Genomic DNA, 15,486 nt, shown 5'->3' with positions numbered 1-15,486 from the left:
TGGCGGCCTCCCCAGCCGGACGGATTCGATGTCCACTGTCCGTGCTGCTGCAAACCGCGTTCCATCCCCGGCGCGGCAGTGCGTCGACGCGACCGCTCGAACCGTGCGGGCCGGTTGCTTCACATGCCGAACGGAAAAGTTTCCGCCGGGCCGTCCTGCTCGCCGTCCGACACCGGCAGCGCGGTCACCGCGTCGGTATGGTCGAACCATAGATACGCGTCGAACTGCTCGGCCAGAGATGCTTGCGCATAGTGGCTATATCGTTCGGTATCCGGACGATAGATCACGCCGATAAAGCGTTCGAGCAGCGGTTCGCGCAGACGCTCGCGCAACGCGTCGTGCACGCCCGGTCGCAGGTCCAGCACGAAGCGGCCGATCTGCGCGCCGTGCATGCGCGATTCGTAACTGTCTTCGCGCGACGGACGCACCGTCATCGTTTGCAGCGGACCGCCCCAGTCGCTGGCCGCGGCGACCGTGCCACCGTGCGTGCCGAAACCGATCAGTGCGGCCGCGTCGCCGAAATGCGTGCGGCACAACTGGCCGAGGTTCAGTTCTTCCTGCGCGCGGCCCATTTCCGTCGCGCGCGCGTCGCCGATGTGCGAGTTGTGCGCCCACACGACCATCCGCGCGTCGGCGCCGCCGCTGTCGAGCGCGTGACGCAGCGTGTCGAACATGTGCGTGTCGCGCAGATTCCAGCTTTGCGCGCCGCCGTAATACATCGCGCGATAGTACTGTTCGGCGACCGCGATCAGCCGCGCGTTTTGCGCGGCGTCGAGAAAACGCTCGCCGTCCGCGTGTTCGTACGCAAGCCGGTGCTTGAGCAGATCCGCCAGTTGCGCGATCACGTGCTCTTCGCACTGCGCGTAGCCGCCGCTGAGGGCGGCGCGGCCGTATACGGCCGGGTCCTTCTGCCACGGACTCAGACAGCCGTACCGCTCGCGCGCGACACGCGCGGCGTCCGGGTCGACGGTGTCGAGATAGCGCAACACCGCTTCGATCGATTCCGACAGGCTGTAGATGTCCAGTCCGTAGAAGCGGATCTGCCGCTCGGGTTGCGCCGCGTGCGTTGCGTTGTGCGCGCGCAGCCACGCGACGAACGCCATGAACTCGGCGTTGCGCCACATCCATACCGGGAAGCGGCGGAACGGCGCGGCGCGCGAGGGCGGCGCGGGACGCGCGCGGATATGACGATCGATGATCGCGGCATCGGGCCAGTCGGCCTCGACCGCGATCATCGAAAAGCCGTGCTGCTCGACGAGGCGTCGCGTGATCGCGGCGCGCGCGCGATAGAACTCCGAGGTGCCGTGGCTGGCTTCGCCGAGCAGGATCACGCGACGGTTGGCGAAGCGGTCGATGAAGGTCGCGAACTGGTCGGAGTCGAGGTTCGGCAGGGGTTCGGCGGCCACGCCGATGGCGGCTTCCAAAGTGAGGGGGCGGCCGGGTTCAGGAGTTTCGTTGCGTTCGGCGGGGTGGTTCGCCGTCGAGGCCTGCATGGTGCTTGCGGCTTCGTTGCTGGCGTTGTTCCCCGGAGTTGTCGCTTCGGCGGCTGCGCAACGCGGTTCCATTCCTGTCGTCGCTGCGGTGGCCGCCCGGTGATCGCCCTGCCCCGCATCCGACAAATCCGGCCAGCCATCGCTGCCGACCAGCGGCACGAATCGCACATCGCCGAACGCCTGTTCGTCGTAGTCGTGTTCGCCGCGCCGCACGACCTTGACCAGCCGCTGCCGGCTCGGGCTGCCGCCGACCGGCATCACCAGCCGGCCGCCGGGCGCGAGTTGCGCGCGCAGCGCCTGCGGCACATGCGGGCCGCCCGCCGCTACGATGATCGCGTCATACGGCGCGTGCGCGGCGAGCCCGGCCGTGCCGTCGCCGATATGCACCTCGACGTTCGCATAACCGAGCCGCTGCAAACACTCGCGCGCGGTCTCGGCAAGCGCCGCATCGCGTTCGATCGAATCGACGCGCGCGACGATTTCCGCGGCAATGGCCGCCGCGTAACCCGAGCCCGTGCCGATATCGAGCACGCGATCGCCCGGCCGCAATTGCGCGGCCTCCAGCATCTTGCCGACGATGAACGGCTGCGAGATCGACTGCTCGCCGCCGATCGGCAACGGCGTATCGTCGTACGCGAACTCGCGCACGTCGGCGGGCACGAACGCGTCGCGCGGCACATGCCGCATCGCCGCGAGCACTCGGGCATCGCGCACGCCGCGCTGCGCGAGCTGCCGCTCGACCATCCATTCGCGCGCTTCGTTGAAATCGCTCATCGCGGCCCCCTGCTGCAGCGCCTGATACGACCTGTGATGCGACCTGGGATGCGACCTCTGAAGTGACCTCTGCAGCGACCTCTGCAGCGACCTGCTAAGAGGCCAGTTCAAAACCCCGAAAGGGACGTTTACCCGGTGAGCAACCTGCACACCTGCTTATTTGGGAGGCCGCCCCAACCCATCGCCTAAACGGGAATGCACCTCTATAATCGACCTCTTCCCCCTCATGTGGAACCGTACCACTTGATCGCTACCGCCGACCCGACTGCCCGCTCGCCAGGCAGACAGGAAGAGACGCCTGCCGTGTTGGCCGCTTTGCGCAACGCGACCGCGCAGCGCCACGAGTTGCTGCACGAGCTGATGCCGCTGTCGGTGCACAGCGTCGCGCTGCGCGACTACGTCGCTCATCTCGCGGTACTGCGCAACTGGCTCGCGCCGCTTCAAGCGTGGCTCGCTACCTTCGGCGACGGCCCGCAGTCACTTCACCCGGCAACCTACGTCGATCGCCTCGCGCTGATCGATGCCGACCTGTCGCACGAGTCGGTGCAGCCGGACGATCTCGCCGGTCTCCGTGCGGCTTCCACGCATTGCGGCGATCAGAGCGCCGCATGGCCGCAAGCGCAAAACGCCGCCTATCGTTGGGGCATCTGCTATGTGATCGAAGGCTCGCAGCTGGGGGGCGCGGTGTTGTACGCGCGCTTGCGCGAACGCCTCGCCCCCCATCCCCTGTGTTTTCTCGACGCTGGGCGCGACGCGCTCGCCGCACGCTGGCGAGCCTTCATCCGCGCGCTGGCCGCCGACGTGCACACGCCCACGGCGATCGACGACGCCTGCCGCGGCGCGGCCCATGCGTTCGACCGCCTGATCGAACTCGCACGCGAGGCCGCCGGCACGGCAAGCCCGCGCGGCGTTAGCCTCGAGCACCAGGCGCGCTGATGGGCATGTCACGACGCGTCGCCGGCCAGGATGGGCTCGATGCGGCGAGCGCATTCGATCTGCTGCCCGAAGCCTATGTCATCCTCAATGGCCACTATCAGATCGTGCTGGCCAATGCGCGCTATCTGGAACTGACCGGTCAGAAGCTGGACGACCTGCTCGGCCAGTCGATCCTCGACACCAACCAGGTCGGCAGCGCGGCACAACGCGACGCGCGGCGCGCATGGCTGAGCGCCGCGCTGCGCGAGTTGTCGGGCGGCGACGGCAAGTGGTCGTCGCAGTTTCGTTACGACGCGCCCGCTGAACCCCCGAACGTCGGTAGCGCCGGTAGCGCCGGCGCAGCGGCACGCCCAGCCCCGGCTGTGCCGCGTTACTGGCGCATCAAGGCCAGCCTGCTGGCGACGCCGCTCGCCGGCAGCCGCTCCGACAGCGCGACCGCCCATATCCTGCTGCGCGTGAGCGAAGAGACCGCGCAGGTTTTCGAGGACGAGCGCAACCAGCGCGAGCGCGCGAAGCTGCGATCGCAGGCGCAATTGCGTCAGGTGCTGGCGGACGAAGCGCGCGAGCAGTTGCGCGAACATCAGGAGCGTTTCCAGCTGGCACTGGCGTTCTCGCAGCTCGGCGCGTGGGAGTTGTATCCGGCGACCGGTGCGATCGACGCGACCGATCAATGCAAAGCCAATCTCGGCCTCGCGCCGGGCACGACGCTGACCGAACAGCTGTTGCTCGAGCAGGTGGTTCATCCGGATGACCGCGAGCGTGTGCGTGTCGCGATGGAGCGCGCGCTGGCCGCGCGCGAGCATTTCGAAGTGGACTACCGGGTCGGCTGGGCCAGCGGCGTGGTGCGCTGGATTCTGGTGCGTGGAGTGGGCCGCTTCGTCCGCGACGGCACGCTCGCTTCAGTGATCGGCTTCACGCTGGACATCACGGTGCGTAAAGAGGCGGAACTGGAGCAGCGCGCGATCGCCGCATCCGAGAAGCGCGCGCGTGAGCAGAGCGAGCGTCTGGCGATGGCGATGGACCATTTCGTGACGACCGTCAGCCACGAATTGCGCTCGCCGCTGTCGGCGATCGTGTCGTGGACCGATCTGTTGCGGCGCCTGCCCGACCCCGTGCACGTCACCCGCGCAACCGACGTGATCGGCCGCAACGCCCGGCAGCTTTCCCATATGGTGGACGATCTGCTCGACAGCGGTGCGATCGTCACCGGCAAGCTGTCGGTCAGGCTGGAGCCGGTCGATCTGGGCGCGCTGGCCGGGATCGTCGCGGAAGACCTGCGCATGCAGGCCGAAGCGAAAGGCCTGCGCCTGATCGCCGACGATCTGGCGGCGGTGCTGGTGCTGGCCGACGAAAGCAGGATGAAACAGGTGGTCTGGAATCTGGTGTCGAACGCGTTGAAGTTCACCGCGCAAGGCACGATCGAACTGTCGGTGCGGGCTCTTGGCGAGCAGGTCGAACTGACGGTGCGCGATAGCGGCGCGGGTCTGGATCAGGCGTCGCTCGAACGGATCTTCGAGCGTTTCGAACAGTCGGGCGCGAGCGGCGGCGGACGGGTGGCCGGGCTCGGCCTCGGCCTGTGGCTGGTCAAAAATCTGCTGGAGATGCATGGCGGCACGATCCGCGCCGAAAGCGCCGGCCTCGGCCACGGCTCGGTTTTCCGCGTCACGTTGCCGGTGTATCGCTAGACGCGGGCCGCGCGACCCCCGCCAGCTTCAGCGCGAATACGGCGGCGGTTCGTTCAGGACGGCCCAGAACAAGCCGAGGTCGCTGATCGCGGCCATGAAGTCGTCGAACGCGACCGGCTTCACCACATAAGCATTGACGCCGAGATCGTAGCTTCGCAGCAGATCGCTTTCCTCGCGCGACGACGTCAGCATCACGATCGGGATGCGCTTGAGGCGCTCGTCGCCGCGCACTTCCTTCAGCACCTCGTGGCCGTCGATCTTCGGCAGCTTCTTGTCGAGCAGAATCACCGCCGGATTTTCCTCGTCGCGATCGGCCCACTGTCCCTCGCGGCGCAGATACTGCAACGCCTCTTCACCGTCGCGCAACGACAGCACGGGATTGGCGAGGCGCGTTCTCTCGAGCGCGATCAGCGTGAGTTCCACGTCGTTCGGATTATCTTCAACCAGCAGGATCGGTCTCAACACGTTGTTGTCCTTCATTTCGATTCATCCTTCGACTCTTTCGGCACGGGCCGGAACTGCTTGCCCGGCGACAGTGCGGTGAGCCGGGCGACGGTCGCGGCGGCCGACTCCTCCCCGGGTCGCGAGTCCGCAACGAACGCGTCGGGCAGCGAAAAGAACACGGTCGCGCCGCGCTCCAGTTCGCCTTGCGCCCACGCGCTGCCGCCGTGTCGCTCGACGATCCGCTTGACGCTGGCCAGACCGATCCCGGTGCCCTGGAACTCCTCGCTGCGGTGCAAGCGCTGAAACACGCCGAACAGCTTGTCGACATAGCGCATGTCGAAACCGACGCCGTTGTCCTTCACGAAGAACACCTGCTGGCCGGCCAGTTCACCGCTGCCCGCGTAGCGGCCGATTTCGATCACCGCGTGCTCGCGCGTGGAGCTGAATTTTACTGCGTTCTCGATCAGGTTCCGCAGCACTACGTGCAATAGCACCGCGTCGGCGGTGACCTCGCCGAGTTCGCCGATTTTCCAGCTGATTTCGCGCGCCTCGGCATTGCGCAGTTCGTCGGCGATCAACGCTTCGGTCATCGCCTGCACGTCGATCGACTGCGGGCGCAGTGCCGCGCGCCCCATCTGCGAAAACGCCAGCAGGTCGTCGACCAGCTTGCCGCCGAAGCTCGCCGAAGAAATGATCCGTTCGAGAAAATGGCGGGCGCGCTCGCTGAGCCGCGCGCTTTCCATTTCGCGCAACAGGTCCGCATAGCCGACGATGTGCCGCAACGGCGCGCGCAGATCGTGCGAGACCGTGTACGAAAAGCCTTCGAGTTCGCGGTTCGCGCGCCCCAGTTCGAGCGCGAGCTGCGCGAGTTCTTCCGCGCGTCCCAGCACGATGCCGAGCAGCGCGGTGCGAAACTCGAGCGCGATTTCCAGTTCGGCCGCGCGCCACGGCAGCGAGCGGCCGCGCACCGTTTCCGTCCACACGTCGAAGCTCTGGCGCGGCGACAGCGAGGCCGACAAGCCGGCCAGTTTCGCGCGCGGGTCGCCGGCCCATTCGATCGACTGCACGACCTCGGTACGAAACCACAGCACGTAATTGCGGAACAGTTTGGAGATCGACACCGCGAGCAGACCCGCGTGATCGGGATGGGAAGGCAACACCGGACACGCGGTGGCGAGCGTGTCGGTGTCGAACGTGTCGTCCACCTGGGTGTCGAGCCATTCGACCAGCTTCGCGACGGCCGCTTCGTCCGGGGTCGTGCCGACCAGCAGCATGCGGCCGTCGAACACGATCGCGGCGCCGTCCGACGCGGTCAGGCCGAGCAGGTTTTTCGGGTCGTTCGCGAGCGCGTCCGTGAAGCTTTCGCTATTGGCCATCGTGGCGAGCAGCCGCGCCAGCGTCTGGCGCAATTCGAGCCGGTATTCGGCCTGCGCGTTGTCCTCTTTGGCCTCGATCTGCAGCGACAGGATCTGCGCGATGTGTTCGCAGGCGGTGCGTACTTCGAATGGCGGCACGCGGGCGCTGTCGTGGTGGCAGGAAATCAGCCCCCACAGTCTGCCGCGCACGACGATCGACATCGACATCGACGACAGCGTGCCCATGTTCTTCATGTACTGCACGTGGACCGGCGAGATGCTGCGCAGCGATGCGTAGGTAAGGTCGGTCGGCTTGTGCGTCGACGGATGATGGGGCGGCACGAGCGGCGTCGGCCGATAGTCGGCGTCCGCGATCAGGCGAATGCGGTTGCGCACGTACAGCGCGCGAGCTTGCGGCGGAATGTCGGAGGCCGGGAAATGCTGATTGTGATACGACGCGTAGCCCGGCTCGACGTGTTCGGCGATCACATGACCGCTGCCGCTGTCGTCGAAGTTATAGACCAGCGTTCGACCGTAACCGGTGATCCGTTGCACTTCGTCGGCCGCGAGCTGCGCGAGCGCCTCGACCGAATCCGCGTCCTGCAGACGATTGATGAAAGTGCGCACCAGCGGATACATCGACGAAAACACGTCGATGGTGCCGCGCGCCGGTTCCAGTTCGACGATCGCCAGTTGCTGATGCCGGTGTACGACGACCGCGAACGGCGACGGGTGCCCGGCAGTCTTTGCACTCGCGGCGCGGCGCGGGTCGTCCATCGAACCGACATAAAGAGGAATGCCGTCTTCCCGGTGCGAGGCCAGCGCGGCGACGATACGCGCCGACCACTCGTCCCCGACCAGCCGGCAGAGCGGTTGGCCGAGTGCGGTCTCGGGAGGCGCGCCGGTCAGTTGCGCAACGTTTGCGCTGACCTGCAGGACGGTGCCGTCGTCGGCGATGCTGAACAGAAAGCCGTGAGGCTGGATGCCGCCAGGAATGTGGATCGGCTCTCTCCCACAGTCGGCTGCGGGTGCCGAAGATGCGGAAGATGTCGGTTCGGACATGCGTGCTCCCGGAAGAGTAGGTCGACATTGTCGCACAGCGAACCCTCTGAAGGCGGCGGGTTGGCGCTGCCTCGCTGAAACGCTGCGACGCAGCCGGGCCGGCCAACGCGGTGGTGTTTATGGACCTCGATTGATAACGAATGAACATCAATCGTTCCGAAAATTGCACTTAACGTTTTGCCCCCGCCGGGCGAATATTGCCGAAATCAAAATCCACCCGGAACGCCGCAGCGTTTCTGGATTTCAGGAGACACCTCGATGCACCCCTCGTCTAGCCTTTCGCCCGGACAGTCAAAGGCCGCCGCGGTTTTTCGCGTAACGGCCGGCAATTTCCTCGAGCAGTTCGACTTCTTCCTGTTTGGCTTCTACGCCACGCAGATCGCCAACGTCTTCTTTCCCGCCCAAAGCGAGTTCGCGTCGTTGATGATGACGTTCGCCGTGTTCGGCGCCGGCTTCCTGATGCGGCCGCTGGGCGCGGTCGTGCTTGGCGCGTATATCGACGACGTCGGCCGCCGCAAGGGTCTCATCGTCACGCTGTCCATCATGGCGAGCGGCACGATCCTGATCGCGTTCGTACCGGGCTATGCAACGATTGGACTTCTCGCGCCGGCGCTCGTGCTGCTCGGACGGCTGCTCCAGGGCTTCTCGGCGGGCGCCGAGCTGGGCGGCGTGTCGGTGTATCTCGCAGAAATGGCCACGCCCGGCCGCAAAGGCTTTTTCACGAGCTGGCAGTCCGCTAGCCAGCAAGTGGCGATCGTCGTGGCGGCGGGCCTTGGCTTCGCGCTCAATCAGTGGCTGAGCACATCGGCCATCGCCGCGTGGGGCTGGCGCGTACCGTTCTTCGTCGGCTGCATGATCGTGCCGTTCATCTTCATGCTGCGTCGCAATCTGGAGGAAACCCAGGAGTTCAAGGCGCGCCAGCACCGGCCCAGCATGAAGGAAGTGTTCCGCACGCTGGCCCACAACTGGGCCGTGGTCGTCGCCGGCATGATGCTGGTCGCGATGACCACCACCAGCTTCTATCTCATCACGGTCTACGCACCGACCTTCGGCAAGACGGTCCTGCATCTGAGCACGGCCGACAGTCTGCTCGTGACGCTGTGTGTGGGCGTGTCGAACTTCGTGTGGCTGCCGATCGGCGGCGCGCTCTCCGACAAGATCGGCCGCCGGCCGCTGCTCGTCGGCATGACGGTGCTCGCCATCGCGACCGCCTACCCGGCGCTTTCGCTGCTCGCTCACGCGCCGAGCTTCGTCAACATGCTGCTCGTCCTGCTGTGGCTCTCGTTCATGTACGGCATCTATAACGGCGCGATGGTCGTCGCGCTCACGGAAGTGATGCCGGCGCACGTCCGCGTCGCTGGTTTCTCGCTCGCCTACAGCCTCGCGACCGCCGTGTTCGGCGGCTTCACGCCTGCGATCTCGACGGCGCTCATTCATATGACCGGCGACAAGGCCGCGCCCGGCTACTGGATGAGTTTCGCCGCGGCATGCGCGCTGTTGGCGACCTTCGCGCTGTATCGCCGGCGCGCAGTGACGCTGACGCCGGCCCACTGATTCGTCTGTCCTGCATCCATCGCAACCCTGCATGTCCACAACCATGAAAAATCTGCTTCTGAAATTTTGCGCGGCGGCGCTCGTCGCCAGCTCGGCCGCCCCGGCGAACGTCCAGGCCGCCGACCTTCACGTGATGAGCTCGGGCGGCTTCACCGCCGCGTACAAGGCGCTCGGCCCCAAATTCGCCTCCCAGACGGGCAACACGCTCGACACCACACTCGGGCCGTCGATGGGCAAATCGCCCGAGGCAATTCCGAACCGGCTCGCGCGTGGCGAGCCCGCGGACGCCGTGATCATGGTCGGCTACGCACTCGACGAGCTGATCAAGCAAGGTAAGGTGATTCCGGAATCGCGGGTCGAACTGGCGGACTCGCGCATCGGCGTGGTCGTGCGCGAAGGTGCGGCGAAGCCCGACATCAGCTCGCCCGAAAGCCTGCGGCAGACCTTGCTGCATGCGAAGTCGGTCGCCTACTCGGACAGCGCGAGCGGCGTCTATATCGAGCGGGAATTGTTCAAGAAGCTCGGCATCGAGGACCAGGTGAAGCCGAAGGCGAAGATGATTCCGCGGATTCCGGTGGCGTCGGTGGTCGCGAAAGGCGACTACGAAATCGGCTTCCAGCAAGTGAGCGAACTGCTGCCGGTCCAGGGCGTCACGTTCGTCGGCAAGATTCCCGAGTCGCTGCAGTCCGTCACGCGTTACGCCGCCGGCATCCCGGTCGGCGCGCAGCATCCGAAGGAAGCGAAGGCGCTGCTCGACTACCTGGCATCGCCCGATGTGCAAACCGAAGTGAGATCGACCGGGCTCGATTCCGTCTCCGCGCACTGACGCGGCACGACGGCAACGCCTTTCCCGGCCAGGCTCCCGGTCACCCCGGCGTGCCTGGCGCGGGGTCCTTGGCGGGGTCCTTCGCGACCTCCGGGCGCCCCGGCCCGGCCGCCCGCAGCATCTGGGCGAGACGCGCGCGGTCGCACGCGCCCTGCCAGATCGACACGACGATCACCGCGCACGCGTTGCTGATCACGCTCGTCAACGCGCGCGCCTCGGACATGAAGCGGTCGATGCCCACCAGCAGCGCCACCCCGGCGACGGGCAAGTCCGGAATCACCGTGAGCGTAGCGACGAGCGCGACCAGCCCGCTGCCGGACACGCCGGCCGCGCCCTTCGACGTAAGCAACATCACGGCGAGCATCATCGCGATCTGCGCCGCGGAAAGCGGCACATCGCACGCCTGCGCGATGAACATCGACGCGAGCGTCAGATAGATCGCGGTGCCGTCGAGATTGAACGAATAGCCCGCGGGCAGTACCAGCCCCACCACGCCCTTCTCGCACCCTAGCGCCTCCAGCTTCACGATCAAACGCGGCAGCACCGGCTCCGTCGACGAGGTCGCGAGCACGATCAGCAATTCCTCACGGATGTAGCGCAACAGTCGCCAGATCGCGAAACCGTGCAGACGCGCGAGCACGCCGAGCACCAGCGCAACGAACAGCACGCATGCGACGTAGAAGGACACCATCAGCATGCCGAGCGAGCCGACCGAGCGGATGCCGAACCGGCCCACCGTGAAAGCCATCGCCCCGAACGCCCCGAGCGGCGCGAGTCGCATGATCATCGCGAGCACGCGATAGAGCATCTGCGCGATGCCGTCGATGAGCGCCAGCACTGGCCGGCCGGCCTGCGCACACGCATTGAGCGAAAAGCCGAACAGCAGCGCGACCAGCAGCACCGGCAGCACCTCGCCCTTGTCGAACGCGCCGAGCATCGTCTCCGGGATCACGCTCAACGCGAACGCCACCAGCCCCCCCGTCTGCGCGTGCTGCGCATATTGCGCGAGGATGCTGGGATCCAGATGACGAACATCGACGTGCATGCCGGCGCCGGGTCGCAGCACGAACGCGATCGCGAGTCCGACCATCAGCGCGACGGCCGTCAGCACATAAAAGAGCGCCAGCGCCTGGATGATCGTTCGTCCGATCGCCCTGCCGCTGGCAAGCGATGTAATGCCCGAGACGATCGTACAAAAGACGATCGGCGCGACCATCATTCTTACGAGCCCGACAAACGCGTCGCTGAGCGGCTTGAGCAGCGCGCCCGCTGCAGGCCAGAAGTGGCCGACGGTCATGCCGAGCGCCATCGCCAGCAGGACCTGCAAATAGAGGAAACGAAGCGGTCTTGCCAACCTCACGATGCGCTCTTCCTTCTCGTCTTCGACTTTGCCGTCGTGGTCGTGGTCGTGGTCGCCGTCGCCGTCGTTGTCGCCGTGGTCGCCGTGGCCGCGCCGTTGCCCACGGCATCATTGCTTGCGCCGTTGGCGCGCCTCGTCTCGATGATCGTCCGGTGAAATTCCGCGGCGGCCGGCGTCAGCGGCCGTCCGCGCCGCCTTACGATTCCCACGCGCCGTTTGACCACCGGTTCGACGAGCGGCACGCTCGTGAGGATCGGATGGTCGAGGCCGGGCATGGCCATCGACGGCACCGCGGCGACGCCGAGCCCCGCTTCGATCAATCCGAGCATCGTCGTCACGTGCCGGGTCTCGCAGACGCTGGGCACACTCGGCGCCACGCTCGAGAGCGCCTGGTCGAGCAACAGACGATTGCCGGATGTCTTGTCCACCGACACGTATTCGTGTTCGTAAAGCTCGCTCCAGGTCACGCGCTTCTTGCGCGCGAGCGGATGATCACGGCGGCAGGCCGCAACAAAGCGCTCCTCCAGCAGCATTTTGAACTCGATCTCGGACTCCTGGCTGCCCATGAAGCTCACGCCGAAATCAGCCTCGCCGCTGATGACCGCGCTCAGCACCTCGTTCGCACTCGAATCGAGCAGCTTGACCCTGATGCGAGGAAAGCGGCGATGGTAGCTGGCGATGACGCTCGGCAGAAAGTAGTAGGCGACCGAAGGAACGCAGGCAATAGTCACATGCCCCAGGCGGCTCGATGAAACGTCGCGAATGCCGAGCAGCGCGATGTCGAGATCATCGAGCAGTTGTTCCGCGCTGCGGGCGAACACGCGGCCGACGGTGGTCAGCGCGACGCTGCGGGTGGTGCGCTCAAACAGACGCACGCCGAGCGCGTCCTCCAGTTTGTCGATCCGACGACTCAACGCTGGCTGGGAAATGCTCACCGCGTCGGCGGCCTTTCGGAAGCTCCCCAGCTCCACTACCGCGCGAAACGCCTGCAAGTCGTTCAAGTCGAAGTTAATGCCCACCACTGATCTCCGCATCCTGGAATCCGGCTATTCTGCATTATTCAGCGGAGATTCCCTACATTCGAACGATGCTCGCGTTCGAAGCCATTTTCAATCGATGGCTGCGCACAAGCTGCGCGACGCCGATGCACCTATGCATCGCGGGGGGCTGGAAGGACGTGAGTCTCGTGGAGGGCTGGAAGCTACGCACAGGGTGACCACCCTGCGCGGACCTGTAAAAAACTACGTGGAAATCGATGCAGTAACCGGTCCCGAATCACTACGGGCAGCGCGCTTCAGAGTGGCGATTAAGTAACTGATTCGCGAGGGTGTGTGTGGTAGGCCGTGCGTGATTCGAACACGCGACCAACGGATTAAAAGTCCGCTGCTCTACCAGCTGAGCTAACGGCCCCACTCTCTAACGCTTCTCCACCGGCTCGCCTTTCTACATTAGCTGATATCGATGGTTCGACCCGCGGAGCGAGACGGCTCGATCTTCGGAACGGTCAATGTCAGTATGCCGTTATCGAATTTGGCCAAAGTGCGTTCGGGATCCACGTTGTCCGGCATTGGAATCGTGCGCACGAAGCTTCCGTAGGCCCGTTCGAGCCGGTAGCAGCCGTCCTCCTCACTGCGCACATCCTGCTTTTTTTCGCCTCGCAAGATGAGTGTCCCGTCCTCCGCGGCAACGGAGATATCCTCGCGCTCGATTCCGGGCAGCTCCACGGTGACTCGCAACACAGGGCCTTCGTCCACTACGTCGATTCGCGGCTGAAACCTCGAAGAACTGAAGTCTCCGAACCAGCGCTCCAGAGCACCGCGTCCCGCGAACGGGTCGTGAAAGAATTCTTCCACTGACCGGAAAGGTTCGCGTGAGAAAAGTTTCGAAACCTCAGTCCACGCAGCGCGCCGCTGTTCATTCGCCGACGCTGCTTCCGGGCTCTCCGCCTCTAATTTCCGTCCGGCACCACGAAGAAATTTAAAAGGATTCCACTTGTTCGTATTCATTTTGCCCTCCGTACTATCCGCAGCGTTCCAGCCACGCACACTGGGTTCGCCCGGCCAGGCGCCTGGCGCGGCTGCAAACCACAGTCGAGCGCTGGAGCCCAGTCAAAGACCGGACTCCAGCTTGCGTTACACCGCCCCGGCGCGCCGGGCTATCGCCCTAACGCTCCGGTTCACCCGGCCCGCACCTCGATGCGGCGCGGCTTGGCTTCATCGCGTCGCGGGATGCTTAACTTCAGCACCCCATCTTTGAGCGACGCCTCGATCTTCGACGTGTCGAGATCGTCGCTGATCGAGAAGCGGCGCGAGAAGTGCGGCACCCGCAACTCCACATGTGACAACGCAAGGTTCGGCGGCACCGGCACCACCGATTCCGCCTCGATGGTCAGGCTGCCGTCGTGCACCGCGATGTTGAGCTTGTCCTTCTGCACCCCCGGCAGATCGGCCAGCAGCGTGACCGCGTGAGCGTCCTCCCAGATATCGACCGCGGGTGTCAGCGTCACCCGACGGGCCGCTTCATCGGTATTCGCGCGGGCCACCGCGCCGTTTTCGCGAGGAGCAAGTTGCGTATTGTCGGTCATGATGTCACCTCGTCATTGAACGGTAATTGCACGCGGCCGGGACGCCTCGTGCTTGCCGACCGAGATCAGCAGACAGCCGTCCACATAGCGCGCCTTAACGTTGTCGGGGTCGGCTTGCTGCGGCAGCTCGACCACACGGCGAAACGAACCGCTGAAGCGCTCCTGCGCATAGCGGCGGTTTTCTTCGGAACGTGGAGTCTGGCTGTCCGTCCGCTCGCCCGCGATGGTCAGCAAACCCTTGTCTATCGAGATGTCAAATTTCGACGGGTCGAGCCCGGGAGCGAACGCGACGATCTCGATCGAGTCATCGGTCGTGCCTATATTGATCTGAGGGAAGGTTCCGAACCGGCTGGAACGAAGGCTTGCAGGATAGCCGCCGAATAGACTCGACATCTGGCGTTGCAGACGATCGAGTTCGCCGAAAAGTTCGGTCCCATAGTAAAGGTCACTCATGGTCGATTTCTCCTCTGACGGCAAGGGGATAACCGGCATACATGCTTTGGTCCGGAGGCCCCACGCCGCGGACGATCAAGGTTGAGAACGCAGTGACCGCGAACCGCCGGTTCCACTGCCTGAGCGAAAAACAAAATAGGACATCTGCCGAAAATTTCAAGGGCGTCGAATGACGAAATCGGGGCCTTGAATTCTGCCGCCGTCGCCCATATCGTCCGCCCCACCGATGTACTTCCGGAGACTAGTATGGAATTCGACACAGACTGGATAACCCTGGGCAAACACCGGATCAAGCTGCGCTCGTCAAAGGGCTTTCCGACCGAGCTGATGCACCAGGTCGCGCAGCTGACACGCGTGGCCGTCGACAACAACATGAGCGCGCGCGCACGCATCGTGGAGATTTTTTTCCACCATGAAAAGACTTATGACATCACTATCGGCACTACGTTGGCCGAGGACCGGACGTGCGCGGCGCAATTGGAGAGCGCGATCGCCACCGTCATGGGACTGTTGCCCGAACAGGTCAACATCCTGGTCCACCCGGTGACGCAGGACGAGGTCGATCTGCACTTCGGCGTCTACGAACGGATGCTCGCGGAGAAGCTTGGCGCGGTGCCGCCGATCCAGTGACGAACGCTGTCCATAAGCGTCCGGGAGCCGGTTCGATCGCGTGGAATTCGCAGCGCGGTTGTCGTGATGCCGTGCGGCATGGGAGCGGGGGAGTGTCCCCGGAAAACTGACAGGGCCGCGCCCACATGGGGGAGCGCTCGGGCCCGGCTCGAAGCATCGCCTGCGTGCGCTGGATGCAATTGCCGCTCGGGCGGGTTCGCAAAAGAGACGGGCCGCCGGGCGCCCGTTAGCGGCGGTCGTCTACCCACGCACTGTGATGTGGGCCGCGCACGCCAGGGGCCGAAGAAGGTGTGGGCAAAACTTGCCGGGCGCGATGCATCGTGCCCGGCC

General features: G+C 65.1%; 13 protein-coding genes and 1 tRNA gene. 5 read left to right on the top strand and 9 right to left on the bottom strand.

Annotated features, from left to right (window positions below; genetic code table 11):
• Window positions 1–119: 119 nt before the first annotated feature.
• Complete coding sequence (locus LJ656_RS23275) at window positions 120–2,267, bottom strand: protein-L-isoaspartate(D-aspartate) O-methyltransferase (protein ID WP_230511868.1); 2,148 nt, start codon at window positions 2,265–2,267, stop codon at window positions 120–122.
• Window positions 2,268–2,510: 243 nt separating this feature from the next.
• Between LJ656_RS23275 and LJ656_RS23270 the strand changes: the two genes are divergently transcribed.
• Window positions 2,511–3,203, top strand: coding sequence for a biliverdin-producing heme oxygenase (locus tag LJ656_RS23270; RefSeq protein ID WP_268998746.1), 693 nt, complete (start codon window positions 2,511–2,513; stop codon window positions 3,201–3,203).
• Between the two features lie 5 nt (window positions 3,204–3,208).
• On the top strand, window positions 3,209–4,888 hold the full coding sequence (locus LJ656_RS23265; protein ID WP_230511867.1) for a sensor histidine kinase: 1,680 nt from the start codon (window positions 3,209–3,211) through the stop codon (window positions 4,886–4,888).
• Window positions 4,889–4,915: 27 nt separating this feature from the next.
• Here LJ656_RS23265 and LJ656_RS23260 read toward each other — a convergent pair whose 3' ends face one another.
• Both LJ656_RS23260 and LJ656_RS23255 read right to left on the bottom strand, forming a co-directional pair.
• Window positions 4,916–5,353, bottom strand: a complete 438-nt coding sequence (locus LJ656_RS23260) for a response regulator (protein ID WP_230511966.1) — start codon at window positions 5,351–5,353, stop codon at window positions 4,916–4,918.
• A gap of 11 nt (window positions 5,354–5,364) precedes the next feature.
• Window positions 5,365–7,749, bottom strand: a complete 2,385-nt coding sequence (locus tag LJ656_RS23255) for an ATP-binding protein (protein WP_230511866.1) — start codon at window positions 7,747–7,749, stop codon at window positions 5,365–5,367.
• Window positions 7,750–8,007: 258 nt separating this feature from the next.
• On the opposite strand from LJ656_RS23255, the gene tcuC reads away from it, so the two are divergent.
• Window positions 8,008–9,303 carry an MFS transporter gene (gene tcuC, locus LJ656_RS23250; protein WP_230511865.1) on the top strand — a complete coding sequence of 432 codons (1,296 nt, stop codon included), beginning with the start codon at window positions 8,008–8,010 and terminating at the stop codon, window positions 9,301–9,303.
• A gap of 43 nt (window positions 9,304–9,346) precedes the next feature.
• Window positions 9,347–10,129 (top strand): substrate-binding domain-containing protein, encoded by a 783-nt coding sequence (locus tag LJ656_RS23245; RefSeq protein ID WP_230511864.1) that lies wholly within the window; start codon window positions 9,347–9,349, stop codon window positions 10,127–10,129.
• A 40-nt stretch (window positions 10,130–10,169) separates the two neighbouring features.
• Here the strand turns inward: LJ656_RS23245 and dctA are convergent, their stop codons facing one another.
• The 6 genes from dctA to LJ656_RS23215 all read right to left on the bottom strand — a co-directional run bounded on the left by dctA (window position 10,170) and on the right by LJ656_RS23215 (window position 14,526).
• Window positions 10,170–11,489, bottom strand: coding sequence for a C4-dicarboxylate transporter DctA (gene dctA, locus LJ656_RS23240; protein ID WP_230511863.1), 1,320 nt, complete (start codon window positions 11,487–11,489; stop codon window positions 10,170–10,172).
• The gene (locus LJ656_RS23235) at window positions 11,486–12,508 is read right to left on the bottom strand and encodes a LysR family transcriptional regulator (protein ID WP_230511862.1); all 1,023 of its coding nucleotides are present in this window, start codon (window positions 12,506–12,508) and stop codon (window positions 11,486–11,488) included. The genes dctA and LJ656_RS23235 overlap by 4 nt, the downstream gene beginning before the upstream one ends.
• A gap of 315 nt (window positions 12,509–12,823) precedes the next feature.
• Window positions 12,824–12,899, bottom strand: a tRNA-Lys gene (locus LJ656_RS23230).
• A 38-nt stretch (window positions 12,900–12,937) separates the two neighbouring features.
• The gene (locus LJ656_RS23225; protein ID WP_230511861.1) at window positions 12,938–13,495 is read right to left on the bottom strand and encodes an Hsp20/alpha crystallin family protein; all 558 of its coding nucleotides are present in this window, start codon (window positions 13,493–13,495) and stop codon (window positions 12,938–12,940) included.
• A gap of 170 nt (window positions 13,496–13,665) precedes the next feature.
• Entirely contained in the window at window positions 13,666–14,073 is a 408-nt protein-coding gene (locus LJ656_RS23220; protein WP_230511860.1) for an Hsp20/alpha crystallin family protein, read from the bottom strand.
• A 12-nt stretch (window positions 14,074–14,085) separates the two neighbouring features.
• Window positions 14,086–14,526 carry an Hsp20/alpha crystallin family protein gene (locus LJ656_RS23215; protein WP_230511859.1) on the bottom strand — a complete coding sequence of 147 codons (441 nt, stop codon included), beginning with the start codon at window positions 14,524–14,526 and terminating at the stop codon, window positions 14,086–14,088.
• Between the two features lie 246 nt (window positions 14,527–14,772).
• Here LJ656_RS23215 and LJ656_RS23210 point away from each other — a divergent pair, with 246 nt between their 5' ends.
• Window positions 14,773–15,156 carry a hypothetical protein gene (locus LJ656_RS23210; RefSeq protein ID WP_230511858.1) on the top strand — a complete coding sequence of 128 codons (384 nt, stop codon included), beginning with the start codon at window positions 14,773–14,775 and terminating at the stop codon, window positions 15,154–15,156.
• Window positions 15,157–15,486 lie beyond the last annotated feature (330 nt).

The organism is Paraburkholderia sejongensis (genome assembly GCF_020880815.1).
Lineage (GTDB): Bacteria > Pseudomonadota > Gammaproteobacteria > Burkholderiales > Burkholderiaceae > Paraburkholderia > Paraburkholderia sejongensis.
This window is presented reverse-complemented; position numbering and strand designations above follow the sequence as displayed.